This is a genomic window from Hoyosella sp. YIM 151337 (assembly GCF_026041215.1).
Lineage (GTDB): Bacteria > Actinomycetota > Actinomycetes > Mycobacteriales > Mycobacteriaceae > Hoyosella.
On record NZ_JAPEIQ010000006.1, the window covers coordinates 189,607 to 212,754 of the forward strand.

The 23,148-nt window shown below is 64.8% G+C and carries 17 protein-coding genes and 1 tRNA gene; 8 read left to right on the forward strand and 10 right to left on the reverse strand.

Annotation, left to right across the window (positions count from 1 at the left end):
* Nucleotides 1–9,156: a type I polyketide synthase gene (locus ONR57_RS02305; protein ID WP_265121242.1), complete on the reverse strand. Its 9,156-nt coding sequence runs from the start codon at nt 9,154–9,156 to the stop codon at nt 1–3.
* A 447-nt stretch (nt 9,157–9,603) separates the two neighbouring features.
* Between ONR57_RS02305 and ONR57_RS02310 the strand changes: the two genes are divergently transcribed.
* From ONR57_RS02310 to ONR57_RS02325, 4 genes are all read left to right on the forward strand, one after another.
* Nucleotides 9,604–9,685, forward strand: a tRNA-Leu gene (locus ONR57_RS02310).
* 58 nt (nt 9,686–9,743) lie between these two features.
* Complete coding sequence (locus ONR57_RS02315; RefSeq protein ID WP_265121244.1) at nt 9,744–10,154, forward strand: transcriptional regulator; 411 nt, start codon at nt 9,744–9,746, stop codon at nt 10,152–10,154.
* Nucleotides 10,144–10,506: a DUF3817 domain-containing protein gene (locus ONR57_RS02320; RefSeq protein WP_265121245.1), complete on the forward strand. Its 363-nt coding sequence runs from the start codon at nt 10,144–10,146 to the stop codon at nt 10,504–10,506. The genes ONR57_RS02315 and ONR57_RS02320 overlap by 11 nt, the downstream gene beginning before the upstream one ends.
* 52 nt (nt 10,507–10,558) lie before the next feature.
* A complete protein-coding gene (locus ONR57_RS02325; protein WP_265121247.1) occupies nt 10,559–11,275 on the forward strand; it encodes an LpqN/LpqT family lipoprotein in 717 nt (238 codons plus the stop codon).
* Here the strand turns inward: ONR57_RS02325 and ONR57_RS02330 are convergent.
* The 8 genes from ONR57_RS02330 to clpS all read right to left on the reverse strand — a co-directional run bounded on the left by ONR57_RS02330 (nt 11,272) and on the right by clpS (nt 17,270).
* Complete coding sequence (locus ONR57_RS02330; RefSeq protein WP_265121249.1) at nt 11,272–11,907, reverse strand: non-canonical purine NTP pyrophosphatase; 636 nt, start codon at nt 11,905–11,907, stop codon at nt 11,272–11,274. The genes ONR57_RS02325 and ONR57_RS02330 overlap by 4 nt on opposite strands.
* Nucleotides 11,904–12,695: a ribonuclease PH gene (gene rph / locus ONR57_RS02335; protein WP_265121250.1), complete on the reverse strand. Its 792-nt coding sequence runs from the start codon at nt 12,693–12,695 to the stop codon at nt 11,904–11,906. Before rph ends, ONR57_RS02330 begins: the two co-directional genes overlap by 4 nt.
* Before the next feature lie 23 nt (nt 12,696–12,718).
* Complete coding sequence (locus tag ONR57_RS02340; RefSeq protein ID WP_265121252.1) at nt 12,719–13,504, reverse strand: cyclic nucleotide-degrading phosphodiesterase; 786 nt, start codon at nt 13,502–13,504, stop codon at nt 12,719–12,721.
* A 164-nt stretch (nt 13,505–13,668) separates the two neighbouring features.
* Nucleotides 13,669–14,514: a glutamate racemase gene (gene murI / locus ONR57_RS02345; protein WP_374116370.1), complete on the reverse strand. Its 846-nt coding sequence runs from the start codon at nt 14,512–14,514 to the stop codon at nt 13,669–13,671.
* A complete protein-coding gene (locus tag ONR57_RS02350; RefSeq protein WP_265121253.1) occupies nt 14,511–15,191 on the reverse strand; it encodes a rhomboid family intramembrane serine protease in 681 nt (226 codons plus the stop codon). The genes murI and ONR57_RS02350 overlap by 4 nt, the downstream gene beginning before the upstream one ends.
* A gap of 29 nt (nt 15,192–15,220) precedes the next feature.
* Nucleotides 15,221–16,306, reverse strand: coding sequence for a P1 family peptidase (locus ONR57_RS02355; protein WP_265121255.1), 1,086 nt, complete (start codon nt 16,304–16,306; stop codon nt 15,221–15,223).
* 2 nt (nt 16,307–16,308) lie between these two features.
* The gene (locus ONR57_RS02360) at nt 16,309–16,899 is read right to left on the reverse strand and encodes a DUF2017 domain-containing protein (RefSeq protein ID WP_265121256.1); all 591 of its coding nucleotides are present in this window, start codon (nt 16,897–16,899) and stop codon (nt 16,309–16,311) included.
* A gap of 62 nt (nt 16,900–16,961) precedes the next feature.
* Nucleotides 16,962–17,270: an ATP-dependent Clp protease adapter ClpS gene (clpS, locus tag ONR57_RS02365; protein WP_374116386.1), complete on the reverse strand. Its 309-nt coding sequence runs from the start codon at nt 17,268–17,270 to the stop codon at nt 16,962–16,964.
* A 171-nt stretch (nt 17,271–17,441) separates the two neighbouring features.
* Here clpS and ONR57_RS02370 point away from each other — a divergent pair, with 171 nt between their 5' ends.
* The 4 genes from ONR57_RS02370 to ONR57_RS02385 are packed head-to-tail and all read left to right on the forward strand — an operon-like array spanning nt 17,442 to nt 21,962.
* Nucleotides 17,442–18,722, forward strand: a complete 1,281-nt coding sequence (locus tag ONR57_RS02370) for a nicotinate phosphoribosyltransferase (protein ID WP_374116387.1) — start codon at nt 17,442–17,444, stop codon at nt 18,720–18,722.
* Complete coding sequence (locus ONR57_RS02375; protein ID WP_265121259.1) at nt 18,719–19,333, forward strand: nicotinamidase; 615 nt, start codon at nt 18,719–18,721, stop codon at nt 19,331–19,333. Before ONR57_RS02370 ends, ONR57_RS02375 begins: the two co-directional genes overlap by 4 nt.
* Nucleotides 19,334–19,342: 9 nt before the next feature.
* Nucleotides 19,343–21,382 (forward strand): ATP-dependent DNA helicase, encoded by a 2,040-nt coding sequence (locus tag ONR57_RS02380; RefSeq protein WP_308198636.1) that lies wholly within the window; start codon nt 19,343–19,345, stop codon nt 21,380–21,382.
* Nucleotides 21,383–21,407: 25 nt separating this feature from the next.
* Nucleotides 21,408–21,962 (forward strand): Lrp/AsnC family transcriptional regulator, encoded by a 555-nt coding sequence (locus ONR57_RS02385; RefSeq protein ID WP_265121260.1) that lies wholly within the window; start codon nt 21,408–21,410, stop codon nt 21,960–21,962.
* Here ONR57_RS02385 and ONR57_RS02390 read toward each other — a convergent pair.
* On the reverse strand, nt 21,959–22,906 hold the full coding sequence (locus ONR57_RS02390) for an asparaginase (protein ID WP_265121261.1): 948 nt from the start codon (nt 22,904–22,906) through the stop codon (nt 21,959–21,961). The genes ONR57_RS02385 and ONR57_RS02390 overlap by 4 nt on opposite strands.
* Nucleotides 22,907–23,148 lie beyond the last annotated feature (242 nt).

A 23,148-nucleotide genomic window follows, 5' to 3' on the forward strand; every position in this document is an offset into this window, starting at 1 on the left:
TCACTGAACTCCGGGCACCGGGTAGGTTCCGGACTCGCCGAGCCGGGCCTGGGGGTCGAGCAGCAGCGCTGCCTCCGACTCACGGACCGAACCGGCGAAGCGGCGGTTCTCCGGGCGCTCGTAGAGTGCCGGTCCACCAACCATCGCGGCGGCGATACGGCGGCGGCCGTCGGCGACCCGCTTCGCTGCCCGTGCCAGGTAGTCAGCGGCCCGCTCGGCACCGAGTGCCTGCAGGAACGCTTCCGCGTGCACGATTGCGACGAACGCGGACACGTGCCCGAACCCGAGGCTGGTGACAAGGCCCGCCTTGAGCGGCAGGCGCTCGCCGAACTTCAGGGCCTGGCGCACCCACACGAGATGCGGATGCTGGGCGAGCACCTCGTCGACGCAGTCGAGGCTGCGGTTCGGAGGCACCACACCGTCAGCGAGGACCTGGCAGAGCCCGATCATCTGGAACGCTGCCGCACCGCCCTTCGCGTGGCCGGTAAGCGACTTCTGGGAGATCACGAACAGCGGTGCGCCGTCCGTGCGGCCCAGCGCCGTGGCGATGCGCTCGTGCAGTTCCGACTCGTTCGGGTCGTTGGCACCGGTGGAGGTGTCGTGCTTCGAGATCACCGAGATGTCGTCTGCGGTGACACCGAGAGCAGCGAGTTCCTTCGCCAGCTTCGACGTCGTGCCGCCGCGCCCGGCGCTGAGCGCACCGAGGCCGGGTGCCGGGATGGACGTGTGCGCACCGTCACCGAAGGTTCCGGTCCAGCCGACCACACCGAGCACTGGCAGTCCCAGCTCGAACGCGAGGTCACCGCGGGCGAGGAGGACGGTGCCGCCACCGTTGGCCTCGACGAAGCCGCCACGGCGGCGATCGTTGGCGCGGGAGAAGCGTCGCGGATCGATGCCCTTGTCCAGCATCGCCTGGGTGTTGGCGGTGGCGTTCATGTCACCGAAGCCGGTGATGCCTTCAACTCCGAGGTCATCGAAGCCGCCGGCGACGACGAACTGCGCCCGGCCTGAGCGGATCTTGTCGAAGCCCTCCGACACCGACACTGCTGCGGTCGCGCATGCCGCCACGGGGTGGAGCATGTCGCCGTAGCTGCCGACATAGGACTGGACGACGTGCGCCGCGATGACGTTCGGCAGGGCCTCCTGCAGGATGTCGTTCGGGCGGTTCTCGCCGAGGATCGCATCGATGTAGAGCGAGCGCATCGACTTCATGCCACCGATACCGACGCCCTGCGTGTTCGCGACGTCTGCCGGGTGTACCCAGCGGAGCAGCTCAGCCGGTGTGAACCCGGAGCCGAGGAACGCATCGACAGTGGTGACGAGGTTCCACAGTGCGACCCGGTCGATCGAATCGGCCAGTTCCGCGGGGATGCCCCAGCGGGTCGCGTCGAAGTTCAGCGGAATCTGAGCACCGACGGTACGGGTCATCTCGACCCGCCGCGGGACCCGGATTTCGGTGCCAGCCTTGCGGGTGACCTGCCATTCACCAGACTCCAGCGATTCGATGACCGTGGAATCGGGCGCGGCGGACACGAACGCACGAGCTTCAGCCTCGCCGCTGACCGTGAAGGTCAGATCGTTGTCGAGGAAGACCGAGCTGAGGAGCGGCTGGGTGCCGTCCTGCAGTGCCCCATCGTTCTCGTACGGACGGATGCCGCACTGCTCAACCACGCGGTCGTGGTACAGCTCCCAGATGTCCTCCTCAGCGACCTCGTCACCGGACTCGGTGTCGTACCACGCTGGCTTGGGATCGTTGTGCCAGGTGACGAGACCCGTGGTCCAGGCGAGTTCGAGAACACCAGCCGCCGAAAGTTCTTCGGAGACCTCCATCTCGAAGCGGGTACGTGCCGAGCCGTACGGCCCGAGTTCGCCCGCACCGACGATGACGACCATGTCGGCAGGATCAGCGGCAACCTTGTTCCACTCGACCCGGCGGACCGGGTCAGCAGCGGGTGCTGCTGGCAGCGCGCTGATGACGTTGTCGCCTTCTTCGACGGCTTCTTCGCTCTCTTCCTCAGCAGCCGCGTGTGCCTTGCCGGCCAGCGCGGAGAGATCGAGGTCTGCCGTGTCGAGCCCGCCTGTGAGGTTGAGGGTCACCGGCTCGGATTCGGCGTACGTGCGTGCCTCGGGGGTGCAGCCCTTGAGCAGTTCCGCCGCCATTTCAGTGGTGGCCCAGGTCTTGACGCCAGCTGCCTCGACAAAGCGGACCAGCGGGTCGTTGCCGCCCATGAGTCCGGTGCCGCGCACCCAGCCGATGAGAGCGTGGGTGAAGGTCACGCGCTGTGACCAGCTCGACTCGGACTTCCACTTGGCGATGATCGCGTCGAACGCGGCCTTGGATTCACCGTAGGCACCGTCGCCACCGAAAATGCCGCGGTTCGGTGAGCCTGGCAGCAGGACGTGGAGACGGGTGTCGATGTCGTTGTCCTTGCCGATTGCCGATAGGCCACCGATCATCTTCTCCACCGACCAGAGCAGAACACGCATCTGCAGTTCCGCCTTGGCGCCAGCGTCGGCGAGTTCACCGCTGACTCGTGGTGCCGCGAACGGAACCAGCATCGTCGGGGTGAGTGCCTTCTTCAGCACCTTGGTCTCGGGGCCAGCGGTGATGGCGTACTCGCTGCCAACCCAGTCGACGAGAGCGTCAACGTCGCTGAATGCTGCCATGTTGGCCGGGACGACCCACAAGGTGGCGCCAGCGCGGGCGTTCGCCCGGTAGAGCTCCTTGTAGAAGCCGACGCGCTCGGAGTTGAGGCGCGAGGTCGTGGCAATGACGGTTGCGCCGCCGTTCAGCAGCTCACCGGCGACAGCCGCGGCGATCGAGCCTTCGCTCGCGCCGGTAACGATCGCAACTTCGGAGTCCCACTTGCCCGTGGAGGTGTCCATGGCCTCTGCGGCGAACCGGTTGTAGGCCTCGGCAAGGGCAGGACGTCCCGCGTCCTGTGCCTTCTGTGCCCACCAGCGCGCCTGGGTAGCGACGATCTCGCCGGTCCCGGTGAACGTGCCGGCGTTGTCGGCGTTGTCACCCAGCCAGAGCTTCGCGAGGTCTTCGCGAGCGCTCGCCCACCGGTCGTCGAACGCGACGGCCTTGTTGGCGTCGAACGCGGGAGCAACCTGGCGTGCCCAGTCGCTGCCGAGTTCCTGGGCGACAAGCTCGGCCAGTTCCGCGGACGGATCCTCAGCGTCGGCGATGGACTTCGGCGCCGACAGTCCCAGCTCCGCGAGCAGGTGCCGCGCCGTCGAAGCGAGCACACCGTCGGGTCCGGTGATCGACTCAGTGAGAGCCGAGACCGTAGCAGAGTCGACCGTTCCGCCGCCCGCGCCACCGGCGCTTGGCTTGCCGACGGTGACACCGTTGCGGGCCGCGACGGACTGGATTGCCGCGTCGATCAGTTCGTCCGCGGTGCTGCCGGAGATGCCGCCGAGTTCGCCGCCGCGTGAGCTGGAGCCTTCACGGGTGCCGAGGGCAAGCTCAGCGGTGACGTGGTGGACCCAGCCCTGTTCGAGCTGCCACACGTCGGTGACGACGTCGCTGATGTAGGCGGGACGCTTGCCGGTCGGACCGAACACCTTGCGAAGCTGGTCGCCGAACGCGTCGGTGAGCACGGGGCCGAACGGCTTGTACGTGCGCGCCAGCTTGTTCACGGTCTGCGACAGGGTCGGGATGTCCGCGTCCGCGGCACCGTCGATCGCGCCGAGGCCGAGCTCGGAACCAAGGTCGAGGAGCACCTGGTTGCGGCGTGAGGACACACCGTCGCACAGGGCCTCGATGGTGTCAGCGGAGCCGATCTGCTCGGGGCGCAGCTTGGTGAGCGACGCGATGAGCGCACGGGTGGCGTCCGCTGCGGAGAACGGCAGGTCGTCGGGACGCGGTCCGCCAGCAGGCGCGGCCGGAGCCGGCGCGGGTGCCGGGGCAGCCTCTGCGGGCGCGGCGGCCTCCGCAGGAGCGGCCTCAGCGGTCGCTTCCGCCGAGTCGTCCACGTCGTCCTCGAAGTCCTGGCTCTCGTCCTGGCCCTTGACTGCGAGCGCGTCACGCTCGACGTTGAAGACCTCAGGCTTCGCGACGTAACCGGGCAGTCCCAGTGTCGACTTCGCGAGGTTCGCGAGCGTCGGGGCGCTGCCAGTGCCGATCTCAACGAAACGCTCGACGGCGACGCCGCCTTCGGCTTCGTCGGTGAACAGCAGATCCTGCGTCTCGATCCAGCGGACCGGGCTTGCGAACTGCCACGCGAGCAGTTCGATGAGGATCTCGCGGCTGAGTGCGACAGGCTTGGCTGACCAGCTGTCGAAGTCCGCGAGCACAGCCTTCAGCGGCTCCGAGTCGACGAGGTCGGCGATCTCCTGAACGAAGTCGCGCCCGAGGTTGAACAGCCGCGGCACGAGGTTCGGGATGTAGCGGCCCACGAGGATCTGCGGGTCGATGTCGTGCGGAACGAGTTCGCGCAGCTTCTCACGGAACTCCGGCACACCGCCAAGCAGCACCGAGGAGTGGAACGGGACGTCGATGCCGGGCACGAGGATGAACGCGCGCTTGCCGCCCAGGGCGGTGCGGCGAGCATCGATGTCCGACTCGAGTGCCTCGAGCCCCTTCACCGTGCCGGCGATCGCGTACTGCGAGCCACGCAGGTTGTAGTTGACGACCTGCAGGAACTCACCCGTTTCGGCGGCAATGCCATCGATGTACGCGGTGACATCGGAGTCCGCGATCCCAGCCTGGGACGGACGGATCGCTCCGAGCCGGTAGTCGCTGCGGCCCTTCGCGTCACGTGGCACGAGGGTGTGCATCGCTGAACCACGCCGGAACACAAGTTCGAGCACTGCGGGCAGCGGCAAGACCTCAGCAACGGCGGAGAGCGCGTTGTACTCACCGACGGAGTGACCGCAGAAGTACGCACCTTCGATGAACGCGCCGGATTCCTTCAGTTCCGCAATCTGCGCGAGGCCGAGGGTGGCCATCGCGACCTGCGTGAACTGGGTCAGGAAGAGTACGCCGTCCGGGTGGTAGTAGGTGACGCCGCGGGCCCGGATCTCGGTGGGGTTGTCGCGGACGATCGCGAGGATCGAGAAGCCGAGTTCCTTGCGGGTGTGCTCATCGGCACGCTCCCACACTGCACGGGCAGCCTTGGAGCGGGTCATTGCCTCAAGACCCATCCCCTTGTGCTGGATGCCCTGGCCGGGGAACGCGTACACGATCCGTGGCGGCGCCATGCGGGCCGTACCGATCATGACGGGGGTGTCGCCGACCTTGCAGGTGACCTCGATGATCTCGCGGCCCGCTTCGATGCTGACGCGCTCAGCGCGGACATCGATGGTGTCGCCCGGCAGCACGGGTGCCAGGAACCGGGTGGTCCAGGCTTCGATACCCGGGTACTTGCGCTGGTCGCTGCTGATGTCACGGCCGGCGAGCACATGCTGTGCCGCAGCGGAGAGCCACATGCCGTGCACGATCGGGCCGGGCAGGCCCGCGAGCGCAGCAGCCCCATCGCTGGTGTGGATCGGGTTGTGGTCGCCGGAGATCCGGGCAAAGGCACGCATGGACGTCGGCGCGGTGAAGCTGACCTTTCGGACGAGCTTGCGCGGCGTGCTGGCGGCGTCCTTGCTCGCGACGGAAACCGGATCGGTGAGGGACGCGCTGCCCGTCCGGTTGCGGATGGCGAAACGCTCGCTCAGCGTGGCGATCAGTTCGCTGCCGGTGCGGATCTCAACCTCGACCTCGATGACACGGCCAACCTCGGCGTCGACAACGCGGCCGAGCTTCGCGCGGACGTCCAGTGTCGCACTTTCCGTGGGGAGGCTGCCGAGCAGGGACGTGTGGTGGTCGAGGTGAACAAGATCAAGCAGACCTTCGACGCAGGGTGCGCCGTCCGCTGACTTCGCCGCGCCGATAGCAGCGAAGACGGCGGGCCAGCAGGTGCCGACGAGAACGTCCGGCACGGTGCCCGGCATCATGTCCGCGCCGATACCGGTGGCGGTGACGGCAGCGTGGTCAGCCACGAGTTCAGGCAGGTAGGTGGTGCTGAATTCAGCGACACCATCAACGACTGGAGGCAGTTCGCCGCCGCCTGCAGCGACCTCGAGAAGGGCGCTCATAGCGGTCGCGGTGTCTTCAGCGCTGACGATCGGTGCGCCACCGGTGGTGCAGGACGCGGGAACGGTAAGGCGCAGTGAAACTTTGCCGCGCAGCACCGGAACCTCGAGGACCGCGACGTTCTCGCCAGCGGCCCGCAGCACGGCGCCGGTGGCGGCGTGCCGCGCGACATCATTGGACGTGATGTCCCAGGTTGAGGGCTCGCCGATACGGAACACAGGGTTCTTGGTGAGGCGGCTCCCCCAGGTGGCGTCGGGTGCTGCGAGGAGGATTCCGAGGACACCATCGGCTTCGGCGCGGCGGCGGCTCGGTACCGAAACAGCTTCGGTGGAGAGCGCGGAAACGGTCTCGTCCTCGAAGCGCTTGAGGATGTCAGCCACCGGCTCGTCGGCCTTGGTGATGCCTGCGACAGAAACGGTGCCGGGGATGACGCATACCTGGTCGGCGCTGTAACGCGGGTCGTGGGCCTGCCACAGCGAGTCCGAGCGCCACCAGCGGCGAACCTCAGCGTCGATGACGGGCACGAAGTTGACCGGCTTGCCCGGGGTACGGCATAGCGACATGAAGAACGGGACGTCACCGGGGTGCAGAACCGTGGTGGCTGCCTCCGGGTACGTGGTGACGAGTTCCGCGATCGCCGCGTGTGGACGCTCCAGGTGCACGGCGTCGGAGAACAGCGACGTGATGCGGCCCCGGTCGGCCGGGTTGAGGCGTGCCTCGGCGCGGCGGATCATCGACGCGAACCGCTCCCGCCAGGTGACGTCGAGCCATACGGAATTGATCGTGTCGCTGGCATCGGAGAAGTCGCCGCCGATGTTGAAGTCTGTCGCAGCCTCACCAACGGCGAGTTCGACGTAGCGCTCCAGCCATTCCTGGTACGTCATCGCGGCGACGTCACCGAAGTACGGCTTGGCGGTGCCATTGAGCGCGGCGATGATTTCGTCGCGGCGGCGTTTGACCTCCGCTGCGTCACCAGCCACCTCGTCGAGGAGACGCCCGGTCTTCGACGCGGTGTTGTCGACCTCGTGGATATCCGCGCCGAGTTGGCTGCGGCCCGAGGACATTCCGTTCTGCGCGCCGCCAGCGGGGATCCACTCTGGGGTGCCCTGGGTGTCGACGAGCAGCTTCTTGACCTCAGGTGAGGTCGTCGCCTCGAGTGCGGCCATCGCCGCGGTGCCGATGAGGATGGAGTCAACGGGCATCGCGGGGAAACCGTGCGCGACGGACCAGCGGCCGGTCAGGTAGTCGGCTGCGCGCTCGGGCGTGCCGATGCCACCGCCCGCGGCGATGACGACGTTGGGCCGTGCCCGGAGCTCAGCGTAGGTCTCGAGGAGGAGGTCATCGAGGTCCTCCCACGAGTGGTGACCGCCGGCCTTGCCGCCTTCGATCTGAACGATGATGGTCTGGTGCGGTACTTCCGCGGCGATCCGGATGACTGAGCGAATCTGCGCAACCGTGCCCGGCTTGAAGGCGATGTACGACAGTCCGGCATTGGTGAGGTCTTCGATGATTGACAGCGCGTCATCGAGCTCAGGGATACCGGCGGTAATGGTGATGCCATCGAAGGGTGCGCCCGCGACGCGCGCCTTCTGCAGCAGGCGCTTGCCGCCGACGTGCAGCTTCCACAGGTACGGGTCGAGGAACATCGCGTTGAGCTGTACCGCGCGGCCCGGATCGAGGAGCTTCTTCAGGTCTTCGACGCGATCGTTGAAGATCGGCTCGGTAACCTGGCCCCCGCCTGCGAGTTCGGACCAATAGCCAGCGTTCGCTGCGGCTGCGACGATCTTGGCGTCGACGGTGGTCGGGGTCATGCCCGCGAGGACAATCGGTGAACGGCCGGTGAGGCGAGTGAAGAGGGTCTCTGCAACCTTGGTGCCGTCAGGAAGTTCGGCGACGCGCGGCGCGAAGCGGGTCCACGGGCTGGGAACCTCCGGCGTGGCGCCGGGGGTGAAAAGATTGCGGTGTCCGCCACGGGTGCCGGCGGGGATCACGGCGACGCCGAGTCCGCGAGTTGACGATGCGGTGAGGCGGGCGAAAACGTCGCCCGGCCCGACGTCCAGCAGCCACTGCGCGCCGGATTTGGCGAGACGCTCGATTTCCGCGACCCAGTCGACGGGGTCGACGAGCGCGCTGGTAGCGAGGTTGCGGGTCAGTTCGGTGTCGATGCCGCACTCTTCGGCCCACTCGACTGCGAGTTCAACGGCGGCGGACATCGATGGGTGGTGGAAGGCCACCTCTGCTGCGATGGGATCGAAAACAGGAGCGAAGATTTCGCCGCCGCGGACACGGTCGGCGCGCTCCTGCTTTTCTTTCTCGGCGATTTCGGCGCAGCGCAGGCGGATTCGCTCGATTTGCTCAGGCCGGCCGGAGATGACAACACGGCGGCGAGCGTTACGGATGGCCACGACCGGCGCCTCGTCGGGCGACATGCCACTGGTCGCCTCGGCAACGATGTCGGCGATGCGCTGCGGATCAGCCTTGGAAACGGAAACCATCGCGGAGTGCGAGCCGACCGAGCGCAAGCCGCGGCGGCGGCCGGTGAGTGATGCGGCTGCACCCATCAGCTGGGCGATTGCGAGGAGTTCCGCATTGCGGCTACCGCCCTGACGCAGAACTTCGACGCCGAGCACACCTTGTGAGTGGCCGGCAGTCGCGGCGGGCGCGACCTCGACAGTGTCGAGACCTTCAAGCTCGAGCAACCGCAGCGCAGCGAGCTGGGCGAGGAATACGCCGGGCAGGGAAATAGCGGCGGTGGAGACGTCAACGGTGGTCTCTTCGTCACCGGTCTGCTCAGCCCACTGCAGCGGCGCGAACTCCGCGCGCACGATCTGAAGGTCACTATCGACCGGGGCGAGCATAGCGTTTGCTTCTGCGACAAGGTCCGCGAGCTCAGCTGCGAAGCCGCCATCGTTGATCAGTTCGCGGAGCGCGGGGAGCCATTCTGCACCCTGACCGCCAAAGGCCACGGTGTAGGGAACTCCGTTACGGAACTGGGCGCTTAGCGCGAGGGTGTTGTTCGCGGTGTGTGCACTCCGTGAGGAGAAGATTGGATTATCGCTCAGGGTCACTGTTCGCTCCTGTGTAGACGTGCCTGAATAGACCCGGGTAAGGGCAACTACCCAGGCGAGATTGTGGGGTTCAGGAGGCAACGCGACGTCACACGCTCTGCACTGCTTTGGGCGTTGTGCGTCCGTTCACGCGCTGACCCAAGAGTGGCACACATTCGTGAGGATTTCCTCATGTTCCACACCAGCGATTTTTTCTACTAGTGAGTAGCTTGCGAGCAGATCATGAGGATTCCCTCAAGTTTTTCCATCCCCGCAGGTCAGCGAGGATATTTTGATCGATTTGACATCTCGGGTGAATATGTCAACGTTACCGAATTGTTATATTTGCTGAGATGCACGCCACACAGCCTGTCTCGCAATGAGAGAAAATGCAGGCAGAAGGCCTTTTTTGGGTGCACTGGCAAATGACAGCGCAACGACGTAATCTTTACCGCGGTACGCCCAGATGCGCGAGTGGCGGAATTGGCAGACGCGCTGGATTTAGGTTCCAGTGTCTTAGGACGTGGGGGTTCAAGTCCCCCCTCGCGCACCCCCAGGTGTGGCTGCTCACACAGAGTTTGCCGGATTTTCCAGGTACCTTTTATAACGTGGCGCAACCAACCCGATCACCGAGGCTAGCTCTGATCATTTTCGTGATCGTCGGTGCTGCTGCCTGCCTCGCACTCGGATGGTGGCAACTGCAGCGCTACGAATCGGCCGCGGGTTCCGCGCAAAACCTGGGATACGCCCTGCAATGGCCACTGTTCGCCGGCTTCCTCGTGTACGCCTACGTCAAGTTCGTACGGCTGGAACGCCAGGAAGAACGCGGTGAACTGAACGACGATCAGCCGAAGGAAATCCCGGAGGATCTGCTTCCCGCCCGGCCTTCGCGACCGGCAGCTGCAGACGTCGACCCCGAAACCGCCGCATACAACCAGTATCTTGCTGAGCTCGCCAACGAGAGCGGCGGACAGCCAAGTTCCCCCCATAACCGCGATAGGAGCACTCGTGACATCTGATCGTGCGGCGACGACGAGTACCGTGGCCGAACTTTCGCCCCGCATTCAGTCGGCACTCACGAGATACCGCGTCCTCGCGATCACCACAGGGATCTGGCTGCTCGTCCTCACTGTCGAAATGGTGCTGAAGTACCCCATGGACGTCGATCTGCCCGAGTGGGCCCGCATCGTCCCCATCGTGCACGGCTGGGTGTACTTCATCTACCTCATCATGACGACGGATCTCGCGGTCAAGGCGCGATGGCGGCCCTTTCCCACGATCGGTGTCCTGCTCGCGGGCACCGTACCGTTCCTCTCGTTCTACGTTGAACATCGCGTCACGCAGAAGGTCAAGGCCGGGCAGCGGCTGTGAACCGCCCGCGCGGGACTTTGACATGGTCGATACTGCGGGATATGTAACTCACATGACAAAGCGCCCCCTCGTCCGGGTTACTGGGATTCTCGCTGCCGCCGCCATTCTCGGCGCGTGCGGTACAGGAGAGGGGGATACAGCCAGTCTCGCCCCGCCAACAACTGTGGCTGTATCCGTTCCGCCCGTCACCACCACGACGACGCCGATCCCTGAACCGGAGGAGGCAGAACCCGCACCCACGCTCGCGGATTACCTGGCTGAGCAGGGTATCGGCCGGACACCTCTCGCAGCGGGCACCGAAACCGGCCCGCTCGTCGAGTTCGATCTGCCGGATGGCTGGCACATTGCCGATCCCGGTCTCTTTCCTCAGTCGTATAGTGCCGCCGTAGGCACGCGGTGGGAAAACGATGAAGAACCTGGGCCGGTGCCCGCGGCCGTGCTCACTGTGCTGCGCCTTGACCGCGTCGTCGATCCCGATGAGGCCCTCGGCCTCGCGAGCGGCGCTGTGCTGAATTTGCCCGAATTCGAGATTGCGCTCGACGATCCCGATTCGGAAGTCAGCGGATACCCGTCGTATGCGCTCTCCGGCGAGTATGCCGACGCCGAAGCGGGCTACATCGCGATTGTGGAGCGCACCGTCGTCATGGATGACGGTGCTGCGACGTACGTGATCCAGCTCCGCATCACCGCGCAGTCGCGCGACGCCGAGGCTGTGACCGCTTCAGTACAGGAGATCGATAGCAGCCTGACGGTCACGGCCCGAGCTTAGCTGCTCGCCCACTGGGCGAGTGCGGGTACGAGCGAGCGCAATGCCTTTCCGCGGTGTGACACCGCATCCTTCTCTGCAGCGGTCAGCTGCGCCGCTGAGCGTCCTTCGTCGGCGTCGACACCCTCAGGCAGCTCTGCGGGCAGGAAGATGGGGTCGTAGCCGAATCCGCCGTCGCCGTGCGGTTCGTGCGCGATTGCGCCCTTCCAGCTGCCGCGGACCACAGTTTCCACCCCATCGGGCACGACAAGAGCGCAAGCGGACACGAAGGACGCAGACCGGCGCTCATCTGGCACGTCCCGCAGCTGGGCGAGAAGGAGCCGGTTGTTTTCCGCGTCCTGGCCGTGCTCCCCCGACCAGCGGGCCGACAGGACCCCAGGCATGCCATGCAGAGCGTCAACCTCGAGGCCAGAGTCATCGGCTACGCACGCGAGACCCGTAGCGTGCGTGCCGTCACGCCCTTTCAGCAGCGCATTCTGCTCGAATGTCTCACCTGTCTCCGGCGACTCGGGATAGGGTTCCACGTCGTCGAGCCCGACGAGTTCAACCCCGGCGATGCCAGACACATCGAGGATCCGGCGCAGCTCGGCAAGCTTCTTTCTGTTGCGGCTCGCGACCAGCAACTTCTTGGTCATTTTGTTCCGAAAGCCTTCTTCTTCGGCGCGTGCGGGTCAGGCTGCGGGAGTTCACCGGGATACGGTGCGGCAAGCACTTCATTTTGCACCGCGAACAGCTGCTCACAGCCTTCAAGCGCGAGGTCGATGAGCTTGTCGAGCGTCGAGCGCGGGAAGGTGGCGCCTTCGCCCGTGCCCTGAACTTCCACGAGGGTTCCGACGTCCGTGGCGACGACATTGAGGTCCACCTCGGCGCGGGAATCCTCGTCATATGGGAGATCTAGCCGCACCCGCCCGTCAACAACTCCGACGCTGACCGCCGCGATGGCACACGACAGCGGCTTGGGGTCAACGAGCGCGTCGGCAGCACCCAGATACGTCATCGCGTCGTGCAGGGCAACGTAGGCCCCGGTGATCGCCGCCGTGCGCGTGCCGCCATCGGCCTGAATGACGTCACAGTCAACGGTCACAGTGCGGTTACCGATCGCCCCGAGATCGATGCAGGCTCGCAGCGAACGCCCCACCAGCCGGCTGATCTCCTGCGTGCGCCCGCCGAGTTTGCCGCGCACCGACTCACGGCCACTGCGGCTGTGCGTCGCCGCCGGAAGCATCGCGTACTCAGCAGTCAGCCAGCCCTGCCCGGAGCCGTCACGCCAGCGCGGAACACCGTCTTCTACAGACGCGGTGCATAGCACCCGCGTTTGCCCGAATTCGACCAGCACAGACCCTGCTGGGTAATTCGTGAAGCCCCGGGTGATCCGAACGGGACGAAGTTCATTGTCTGCTCTGCCATCAGCACGTCTCGTCACACCAACGAGCGTAGCCGTTCACGTCAAGAAAGGTCTGCCGGCGCAACCTGGGCTACCTGGAAGTGCTCATTCGGCGCGACCAGCCGCACTGGGCCATCAAACTCGGCCTGCGCTTCAGCCAGCACAGCCTCGCGCGGTGTCCACGGCGGGACGTGAGTGAGCAGCAGTTGACCGACACCCGCTTCACGGGCGATGCGTCCTGCCTCGGTGCCGGACAGGTGGACGCCGACAGGCCGGTCCGGGGAATGCGTCCATGACGCTTCGCAGAGGAACACGTCAGCGCGGTCCGCGAGTTCGTATACCGCGTCACACACACCGGTATCGCCACTGGAAGCGAAAACGGCGCCAGTGCTGGAGGTGAAGCGGAATCCGTATGACTCAGGAGGGTGGAACACGCGGCGCGGCAACACCGTGATGTCGCCGAATGTCACTGCCTGGCCGTCTTCCCACGCCCGGACGTCGAGTACGTCCGAGATGTCGTCGATATGCCCACCGATCTCCGATGACGCTGCACCAATCCGCATCGCCGTATCGGTGGGCCCATAAGCGAGCGCTTTCCCTTCGGGCGGGTCGGGATGGTATCGACGCCACACCAGGAGCCCTGGAATGTCCAGGCAGTGGTCCGCATGCAGGTGGGAAAGAAGGATCGTCGCGTCACCTGGATCGATGAACCGCTGTAACGCACCGAGCACGCCGCCGCCAAAGTCAAGAACCAGCGGCGGGGAGTTCTCTGCACGAATCAGATATCCCGACGCTGGCGAATCCGGACCGGTGACGCTTCCGGAACAGCCCAGGACGGTTACACGCATACGCCTAATGCTGCCACGTCGCGTCAATTCACATTCAACTTCTCCCCCAAATCCCTGAAATGTACGAGATTTACACCGGACCGTGACTGAACCTGGGTGCAACCCGAATCTTTTTGTGACATATCAGCTTTGCAGCTATGCGTCTTTTGCCGCGTCGCTCGCGCTCACACGTGGCCGACGACGGGTACCGACGGGCCCAGGAACCGGGCGGCGAGTTTGCGGAATGGTTCCGGCTCCCCCGTCGCGAGAAACTGCCTTTGCGCGATGCGATCGGTGTGTTCGTGGAGCAAGTCTCGTTCGGTGAGCACGCGCAAGACGTCCTTTGCGGTCTCTTCTGCGCTCGACACGAGTGTGACGTCTTCACCCATAGCCAGCTGGATGACACCAGACAGCAACGGATAGTGGGTGCAGCCCAAAATCACCGTGTCTACTCCTGCGCGTTGCAGTGGGTCTAGATAACCTTGCGCGAGCTGCATGACCTGCCGACCGCTGGTGATGCCTCGTTCCACAAAGTCGACGAACCGCGGACACGCCGCCGACACGACCTCCACGTCGCGCGCTGCAGCGAAACTGTCTTCGTACGCCCGCGACGCGATCGTCGCTTGTGTGCCGATTACCCCGATCCGGCCATTCCGGGTCGCTTTCGCGGCACGGCGCACAGCCGGGAGGATTACTTCAACCACTGGGACTGGGTATCGCTCGCGGGCATCACGCAAATACGCCGCGGACGCGGTATTGCACGCGATTACAAGCACTTTGGCGCCGCGATGAACAAGATCATCTCCGATTGCGAGCGCATGCGCCCGAACTTCGGGAATCGAAAGCGGGCCATATGGGCCGTTTGCGGTATCACCCACATAGATGATGTCTTCATCCGGCAATTGGTCAATTATTGCCCGGGCAACAGTTAGTCCGCCTACTCCAGAATCGAAAATTCCGATTGGCGCATTCGAATCTGGCGCACGAAACTGCGGGCGATCGCGTGATTCACTCGCGGTGGTTTGCGTCACGTATACATACCACCGTGCGGAGGCAACTGTTGTCGCGAGGCACGCCGCCGGGCACGCTCGTCATTCGACAGAATCCAGGCGGCAACCACGCCGCCGAGCGCACCGAACAAATGCCCCTGCCAGGACACACCCGCCTGCCCAGGCAGGACGCCCCACAGCAGAGTGCCGTAAAAGAACAGCACCACACCGCCCACGAGAAGTTGCATCCCACTGCGTGTGAACAGGCCCTGCGTAATGAGAAAAGCGAGCCATCCGAAGACAATGATCGAAGCACCAATGTGCACCGTGTTATCGCCACCGGTCAGCCACGTTCCCATCCCGCCGACGACCCAAATGATGGCGGTCGCCATGACGGCCCGCGTCAGCGACGACAGGAACACCAAGAAACCCAGAACCAGCAGCGGCACCGAGTTCGCCATGAGATGCGCCCAGTCAGCATGGATAAGCGGGGCGAACAGGACACCGCTCAATCCGTCCATCGACCGGGGTGCGATGCCCGACAGCGCGAACGGGTACGCGGTAAGAACGTCCAGCAGCTCCACGACATAGAGCACCGCGACGAACCCGACGGTCGCAACCAAGGCTTGTTGCCAGCGTGGCCCTGGTGGCTTGCGCGCCGGCTTCCCAGCACCAGATGGTGGTCCGAAACCGCCCGAGCCCCCCAGGCTGTATGTCATCGCGCCTCCTCGCTCATCACGGCATATCTTCACGCCGACCCTGAAAACAGGTCCCGGTACGCGGGAATTCCCGCGATCGGCACCGCGTCAAGGACCGCGTGCACGACGGCGCGCTCGACGCAAGCGGCCCCGGCCGCACACAGCGCGTCTAACATCGCCGTACTTGCCGGTATACCCGGCGGCGATGCGGGTGTCACACTGGCGGCTGCGGGATCGGGCGCTTTTTCACCGGTGGCGAGCGCAAACACAGTATCGCCGTCCAGCGGCGAATGGACCGGACGGATCGCACGCGCCAGGCCAGTGTGGCCAGCAACGGCCAGACGTTCGCAGCCCGCCTTGTCAAGGGCTGCGTCAGTGGCGACCGCTCCGATGGTGGTGTTGAACACAGTGCCTTTGTGAGCGTGCGCGGCCGCAGCGACAATCTGCTCGCTCGTCGGCTCCGGCAGATCGAACTCACCAGCCAATTCGCTGGACGCACCCCACGGCAACCCGGTCCGAGTGTCGAACACGGAACCAACGGGGTTAGCAACAACCAGGGCGCCAACCGTGTACCCGGCGGCGGGGCCCCCGTCGATCACCACGCTCGCCGTTCCGGTGCCGCCTTTGATGCTCCCGGCACACGCTCCCGCACCCGCACCCGCGGACCCCGTCCGCACCTCCCGGCCGGCGCCCTGCGCCGCGGCGTAACCCGCCTCAGGTCCCGGCCGGTATGACCAGTCGCCAACGAGAAGGTCGAAAATCACCGCTCCCCCGACGATCGGGACCAACCGATCCGGACCGCCGATCTGCAGCCCAATACTGTTCTCCTCGAGCCATCGCATGACACCGTCAGCGGCGGCGAGACCATACGCGCTGCCCCCCGATAGCACCGCTGCATGAAGATGCTGGACGGTGTTTCCGGGCCGGAGAAGGTCAGTTTCTCTGGTGCCCGGGCCGCCGCCGCGGACATCACCGCTCGCGACGGCACCCTTCGGGGCGAGAATAACGGTGCACCCAGTCGCCCATCCGCTGCCAAGAGTCGCATCAGGATCGATCCGGTCCCATTGGCCAACCAGAATGCCGGCGACATCGGTGATGGCGTTGCGCGGACCCGGCGCACCGGCGATCGGAAACATACTTACCTTTCACCAACGAGTGCGGTGACGAGCGAGTCCTGAATCCAGGTGAGCCAGTGGTACACGCCGAGCTGCGGGGCGCGGGGGTCGTTCGGGTCGATCTCTTCAGGCGTCTCATGCGAAATCTCAAGCATTGTGCCTAGCGCCAGCCGCGCGTCGTTGACCGCAGAAATCCATGCGTCCGCTTGTTCGGGCGTCAGCGAAATTTTGCCGCCCTCCGGCGGAACGGTGTCCAGCAACACCGACGCGACACCGCGCTTTTCCTCAATGATCAGCGGCTCATTCAGGCTGCGCAGCGCACTATTCAGGCTGGCCACATCGTCTGGTCGTTCAGTTTTGCCCGGCGCTTCCTCATCTTGACGGTGGAACTCGGGCAGCAACCGCGCCAGCACAGAATTTTCTGGCGGGGTGGTCGCACCGGTCCTGAGGCCGGTCAGCTCCTCGAGTTCGTCATGCGGAGAGCCTGACTCACGCTCGTCGAGCATCGCGACGACCGACTGCACCACCGAGCGAAGCACCTTGGCCTCGTGCGCGTCAATTTGCGAGCGCAGCCTCAGCCCGCCAATGGTGTTCTTCCTGCTCCAGGCATGCACCAGCTAATCGCGCCCTTCTCCATCTCTGCGTCCTTGCACACGGACATCCGGCACGAGTGTCTTCACGACTCGTGCTGCATCGTAGCCCACAGGCCCGCAGCGTGGAGTTTACGGACGTCGACCTCGACTTTCTCACGCGTCCCAGATGACACCACGGCCTTGCCGTCGTTGTGCACTTTCAGCATCAGTTCAGTCGCCTTCTGGCGACTGTAGCCGAAGATCTTCTGCAGGACGTACGTCACATATTGCATGAGATTGACCGGGTCGTCCCACACAATAGTCACCCAGGGGCGCTGGCTGGCCTCCTCCTCGGATTCGACGGCGAGACCACCCGGTGACACTCCTGGTTCGACTTGGGGGTCGGTTTCCATCGGAACAGGCATACAACCAGAGTACGACCTTCCTCCATACCGTCGACCGCCATGTGCCGAAAACCCCCAAAACGGCTGTATCCGGAACACCGCGCGCGGTGACTTGGCCGTACGGTGAAGACTGTGACTGCCTCACCGACAGTGCTCTTGACGGACCAGTATGAGTACACGATGCTTGCCGCCGCGCTCCGCGACGGCACCGCACACCGGCGCTGTACGTTCGAAGTGTTCGCCCGCAAGCTCCCCAACGGCCGTCGATATGGAGTCGTTGCTGGCACCGAGCGAGTTCTCGACGCGATCGCGCGGTTCCGGTTTACCAGCGCCGAACTGCGCTCTTTGTCGGCATTTCTTGACCAGGACACGCTGAGCTGGCTGGCGGACTTTCGCTTCCGCGGTGCCGTGAGCGGTTACCGGGAAGGCACGCTCTACTTCCCCGGCTCACCAGTGCTGAGCGTCACCGGAAGTTTCGCCGAGTGCGTGCTGCTCGAAACTGTGGTTCTCGCTATCCTCAACCACGACAGCGCCATCGCATCCGCCGCCGCCCGCATGGCAACAGCGGCGGATGGCCGGGGCCTCATCGAAATGGGCTCGCGGCGAACGCACGAAATAGCAGCTGTCGCCGCTGCCCGCGCAGCATACCTGGCTGGGTTCACAGCCACGTCGAATCTCGAGGCGGCACGCAGGTATAAGGTGCCCAGCGCAGGCACCAGTGCGCACGCATTCACGATGCTGTACACGGGACCCGAAGGCCCTGATGAAGCGAGCGCCTTCCGGGCGCAACTCGACTCCCTCGGCACCAAAACCACACTGCTGGTCGATACCTATGACATCACGGAGGGCGTGCGCACCGCGGTGCGCGTTGCCGGAACCGAACTCGGTGCGGTCCGTATCGACTCCGGCGATCTCGGCATGCTTGCACGTCAGGTTCGCGAACAGCTTGACGCCCTCGGTGCGGTGAACACGCGAATTGTCGTGTCTGGGGATCTCGACGAATACTCGATCGCCGCACTCCGGTCTGAACCAGTTGACATGTATGGCGTAGGAACGTCCCTCGTGACGGGATCGGGTGCGCCCACTGCAGGCATGGTATACAAGCTCGTCGAGGTCGACGGACAGCCCGTCGCCAAACGCAGCTCCAGCAAAGAGACCAAGGGCGGCGCGAAGCGCGCGCTCCGGTTTGCCCGTGCGACCGGCACGGTTGTGGAAGAGGTCGTCTATCCCGCCGGGGCGCAGCCGCCTGAGTCACCTGATGGGCTGCGCTCGAGTGCGCTCACTGTCGATTACCTCGCGGGTGGCGAACCGGTGGTCACGTCTCCCACACTGGAAGAAACACGCGAATACGTCGCGGCGGAACTAAAGAGTCTGCCGTGGGAAGGGCTAGCTCTCTCGGCCGGTGAGCCAGCCATCCCCACCCGATTCGCGACCGGCCAGCCGAGGGAGGCGACTCTATGAATCAGGCAGCGAAGAGAGCGCTGATCGTGGTGGATGTGCAGAATGACTTCTGCGAAGGCGGTTCACTAGCTGTGCAGGGCGGCGCGGCCATCGCCGGTGAGATATCCGCTCTCATCGCCGACACGGCCGACACCGAAGTCGGCTACGACATGATCGTCGCCACGCGCGACTACCACATCGACCCGGGTGACCATTTCTCGGACAGCCCCGATTTCGTGGACAGTTGGCCGGTGCACTGCAAGGTCGGCACCGAGGGTTCGGAATTCCACCCCGACCTGGAGCTGCAGCGTGTGGAAGCGGTCTTCTCAAAAGGTGAATACACCGCTGCATACTCGGGTTTCGAAGGCGCAACCAGTGATGGCATTCCGCTCGCGGATTGGCTGCGTAATCATCAGGTGACTTCGGTTGATGTCGTCGGTATCGCAACTGATCATTGCGTGCGCGCAACCGCACTCGACGCGGCACGCGCAGGACTCGACACCCGCGTGCTCCTCGACTACACGGTGGGCGTCAGCCCTGACACCATCGATCGCGCCCTCGCCGAACTGCGAGAAAACGGTGTTGAGGTCACGGGCGCAGTGGGGGGCGCGCTCTCGAAGAGCTCCTTGTAGCCTCGATTCGTGACGACTGCGCCCAACACCAAACAGGCTGCTGCCATTGCCGAGACTGAAAAGTTGCTGCGCTGCGCCGTCACCGCGCTCGGGGGTCAGGAACGCACCGGCCAGATGAACATGGCGATCGCTGTCGCCCGCGCCATTGACACTCAGGAACACCTCGCGGTACAGGCAGGTACCGGCACTGGGAAATCTCTCGCGTATCTCGTCCCCGGGATCTCGCATGCGGTGAAGACGGGTAAGACCGTGATCGTCTCCACCGCCACGATCGCATTGCAGAAACAACTCGTCGACCGAGATCTACCGCGGCTGGTCAAAGCGCTCGCGCCCGCACTTGGCCGCGCACCAGAGTTCGCCATCCTCAAAGGCCGCAACAACTATTTGTGCCTGCACAAATTGCATCACACACCCGAAGAGCCCGACGAAGGCAACGACGCGCTGTTCGACCCCTTTGCGGCGTCGCGGCTCGGCCGGGATGTCAGGCGATTGCACGAATGGGCGGAAACCACCGAGACCGGTGACCGGGAAGAAGTCGTTCCCGGGGTGACCGACCAGGCGTGGCGGCAGCTGAGCGTCACCTCCCGCGAATGCCTCGGTGCAAGCCGCTGCCCCATCGGGGAGGACTGCTTCGCCGAGCGCGCCCGGGTGGCCGCGGCACAGTCCGATGTGATCGTGACCAACCATGCACTGCTTGCGATCGGGGCGCTATCTGAGGCAAGCATCCTGCCGGAACACGACCTGGTCATCATCGACGAGGCCCACGAACTCGTCGACCGTGTCACCGGCGCCGCAACGGCCGAACTGACGCCTGCGGCCGTAGTGGCGGCGGCCCGCAAGTGTGCCCGCATCATCGACGAGGCGCAGACGGACGCGCTCCACGCGGCCGCTGATGACCTTGAAGGCCTGCTCGACAGTACAGGCGACGCACCTGCCGGACTATGGCAGACATTGCCCGCTGGCGCGGCACTTGCCCTGTCTGGCTTGCGGGACGCCGCGTGGGCCGCCCGTACAGCGATCGGGCCGATTCGTCACAACATGGCAGCAGAAGAGCCAGACGCCGCAGCGGCCCGCACCAGTGCGCTCGCGATGCTTGACGAGTTGCATGACACCGCTGTGCGAGTGCTCGAAGCCTACGCCGAAAGCGACCCGTCGCGGCGCCGGGACGTGGTGTGGCTCACGCATGACGATCGGCGGGGTCCAGTCCTGCGTATCGCGCCCCTGTCTGTCGCCGGGCTCTTGCGTTCGAAGCTCTTCTCTGAGGCCACCGTGATTCTCACGTCCGCGACTCTCACGGTGGGCGGCACCTTCGATGCGCTCGCACGCAACTGGGGGCTTCCTACGTCCGGCGGCGAGCCTGAACCAGGTCCCGACGGAGCAACCGGAAAGATCCGCTGGACGGGTTTGGACGTCGGCTCGCCGTTCGACCATCCGCGTGCGGGGATTCTCTACGTGGCGCGGCATCTGCCGCCGCCAGGGCGGGATGGCCTCGCGCCCGCCCACATCGACGAGATCACAGGTCTTATCAAGGCTGCCGGTGGGCGGACTCTGGGGCTCTTCTCGTCGATGCGGGCCGCACGTGCTGCAGCGGAGGCGCTGCGTGAGCGCGTCGATACACCGATCCTCTGTCAGGGTGAGGACTCAACGGGCCAATTGGTGCGAAAGTTCAGTGCGGACACGGCAGCGTCGCTGTTCGGCACACTTTCGCTGTGGCAGGGCGTTGATGTTCCTGGGCCCTCGCTCACGCTTGTGATCATCGATAGGATCCCGTTTCCCCGGCCCGACGATCCACTGCTGCAAGCCCGCCAGCGTGCCGTGGAAGCACGCGGTGGAAACGGCTTCATGTCTGTTGCAGCCACTCACGCAGCGCTGCTGCTCGCTCAGGGCACCGGCAGGCTGCTGCGTTCAGTATCTGATCGCGGCGTGATCGCGGTGCTTGACTCCCGTTTGGCGACCGCACGCTACGGCGGGTTCTTGTCAGCCTCCTTGCCACCGTACTGGCGAACAACGGATTCCAACGTAGTGCGGGGGGCATTGCAGCGCCTCTGAGAGCGGTTCGCGCTATGTTCGGTCGATGAGCCGAGATATCGAACTGGATTCGAAGGATTGGGCAATCCTCGAACTGCTCCAGCGTGACGCGCTGATCTCCAACAAAGCACTTGCGGCCGAGGTCGGGCTCGCGCCGTCGACCTGCCTGCTTCGAGTGCGCCGGCTGCGCGAAAGCGGAGTCATCACCGGGTTCCACGCAGCCGTTTCACCGGCCGCTGTCGGGCTTGGCGTGGACGCTCTTCTCGCCGTGCAAGTTCGCCCGCACACTCGCGAGGTATTCAGCCGCTTCGCAGACTTTGCCCTCAGCCTGCCGGAAACCCGAACGCTCTTTCACGTCAGCGGCGACGACGACTTCCTCATACTCGTGAGCGTCGCGGACGCCGGCCACCTGCAGCGATTGGTGCTCGACGTGATGTCACAGCGTGGCGAAGCGTCACATGTGCGGACGTCGCTCGTTTACGAGCGGACCGAACTCAGAGACATCCGGCCCGTGGACGCGCGGCGCCGGGAGCCACCGCTTATCGCGCCGCATGAGCATGCCCGCACGGCGTCTACGGTGACGGCACGGAAACGGCCTTAGCAGGGCACGCTTCGCACCACCCCAACAGGCCTGCCGCCACCGAAGATAGGCGCGACACCAAGGTCGCCAACGACCGGAGCATCAACACCCAGGAATCGCAGGCCGGCGGAAAGTACGCGGAACAACGCGCGCCCACCTAGATCACCGTCCTCGACTTTGACCGCCACCGTCCGTCCATCTGCGAGGGCAGCCGCTGCGACACCGTCAGCACCGTCTTTTGCGATGAGTCCCGGTATCTCACGCATAAGGCGCGTCACTGGCCGGCCCTCGCCCCCAACCGCCCACGGATGCGTACGCATCGCTGCTGCCACACTCCTCGTCGCGTCATCCGCTCCACTCGCGATCGTGGCGTAAGCACGGGCGAGACCGGTCAGCGAAAGAGCGAACGCGGGCGCGCCGCACCCGTCGATGGTGACGGTGCTGATTCGTTCGCCTGAAAGTTGCTCCGCCGTAGCGATCAAGCCCTGCTGGAGCGGATGAGCAAGGTCGAGATAGTTGTCAAGGCGCCAGCCGCACCGGCGGGTTGTGAGGCACATTGCCGCGTGCTTGCCGGAGCAGTTCGCGTGCAGGACTGAGGGCATACCACCGGCCCGCAAGTATTCGTGACGAGTGTCTCGATCGAGTGGAAGATCAGGTGTGCACTGCAGGTCTGCCGGGCACAAGCCCCCGTCGGCAAGCATCTTCGCTGCCAAAGCGGCGTGGCGCTCTTCCCCAGAATGACTGGCGCATGCGAGAGCAAGCGGCTCTGGCGCAAGGCTAAGCCCCGCGCGCACCATGCCGGTGGCCTGCAAGGGCTTCATACAGCTCCGGGGCAGAATCGGTGACTCGATGTCACCGGCCTGATGCAGCACTGCGCCATCAGCACCGAGCACCACTACGGAACCACGGTGGCGACTCTCGACGAATCCATTGCGCTCGACCTCGACAAGGATTTCTGTATCCACTGCTGCTCCCTACTGTTGTGCCACTGCCGCGGAATGCTCCGGTCAAGCGGTTGATACCGTCAACCTGCTTCGCATGCTGTGCACTATCTGCGCACGCAGATCGAATATTGTGCAGCTCCACGCGTGCAGTAGCGACGTCAAACCGAACAAAATCTCGGCGATTGAAAAATTTTCGAATCTCTGCACAGGACCGATTGTTGTGTGATGGCAGACACACGAACATTGGCTTCGCTGATGCAACG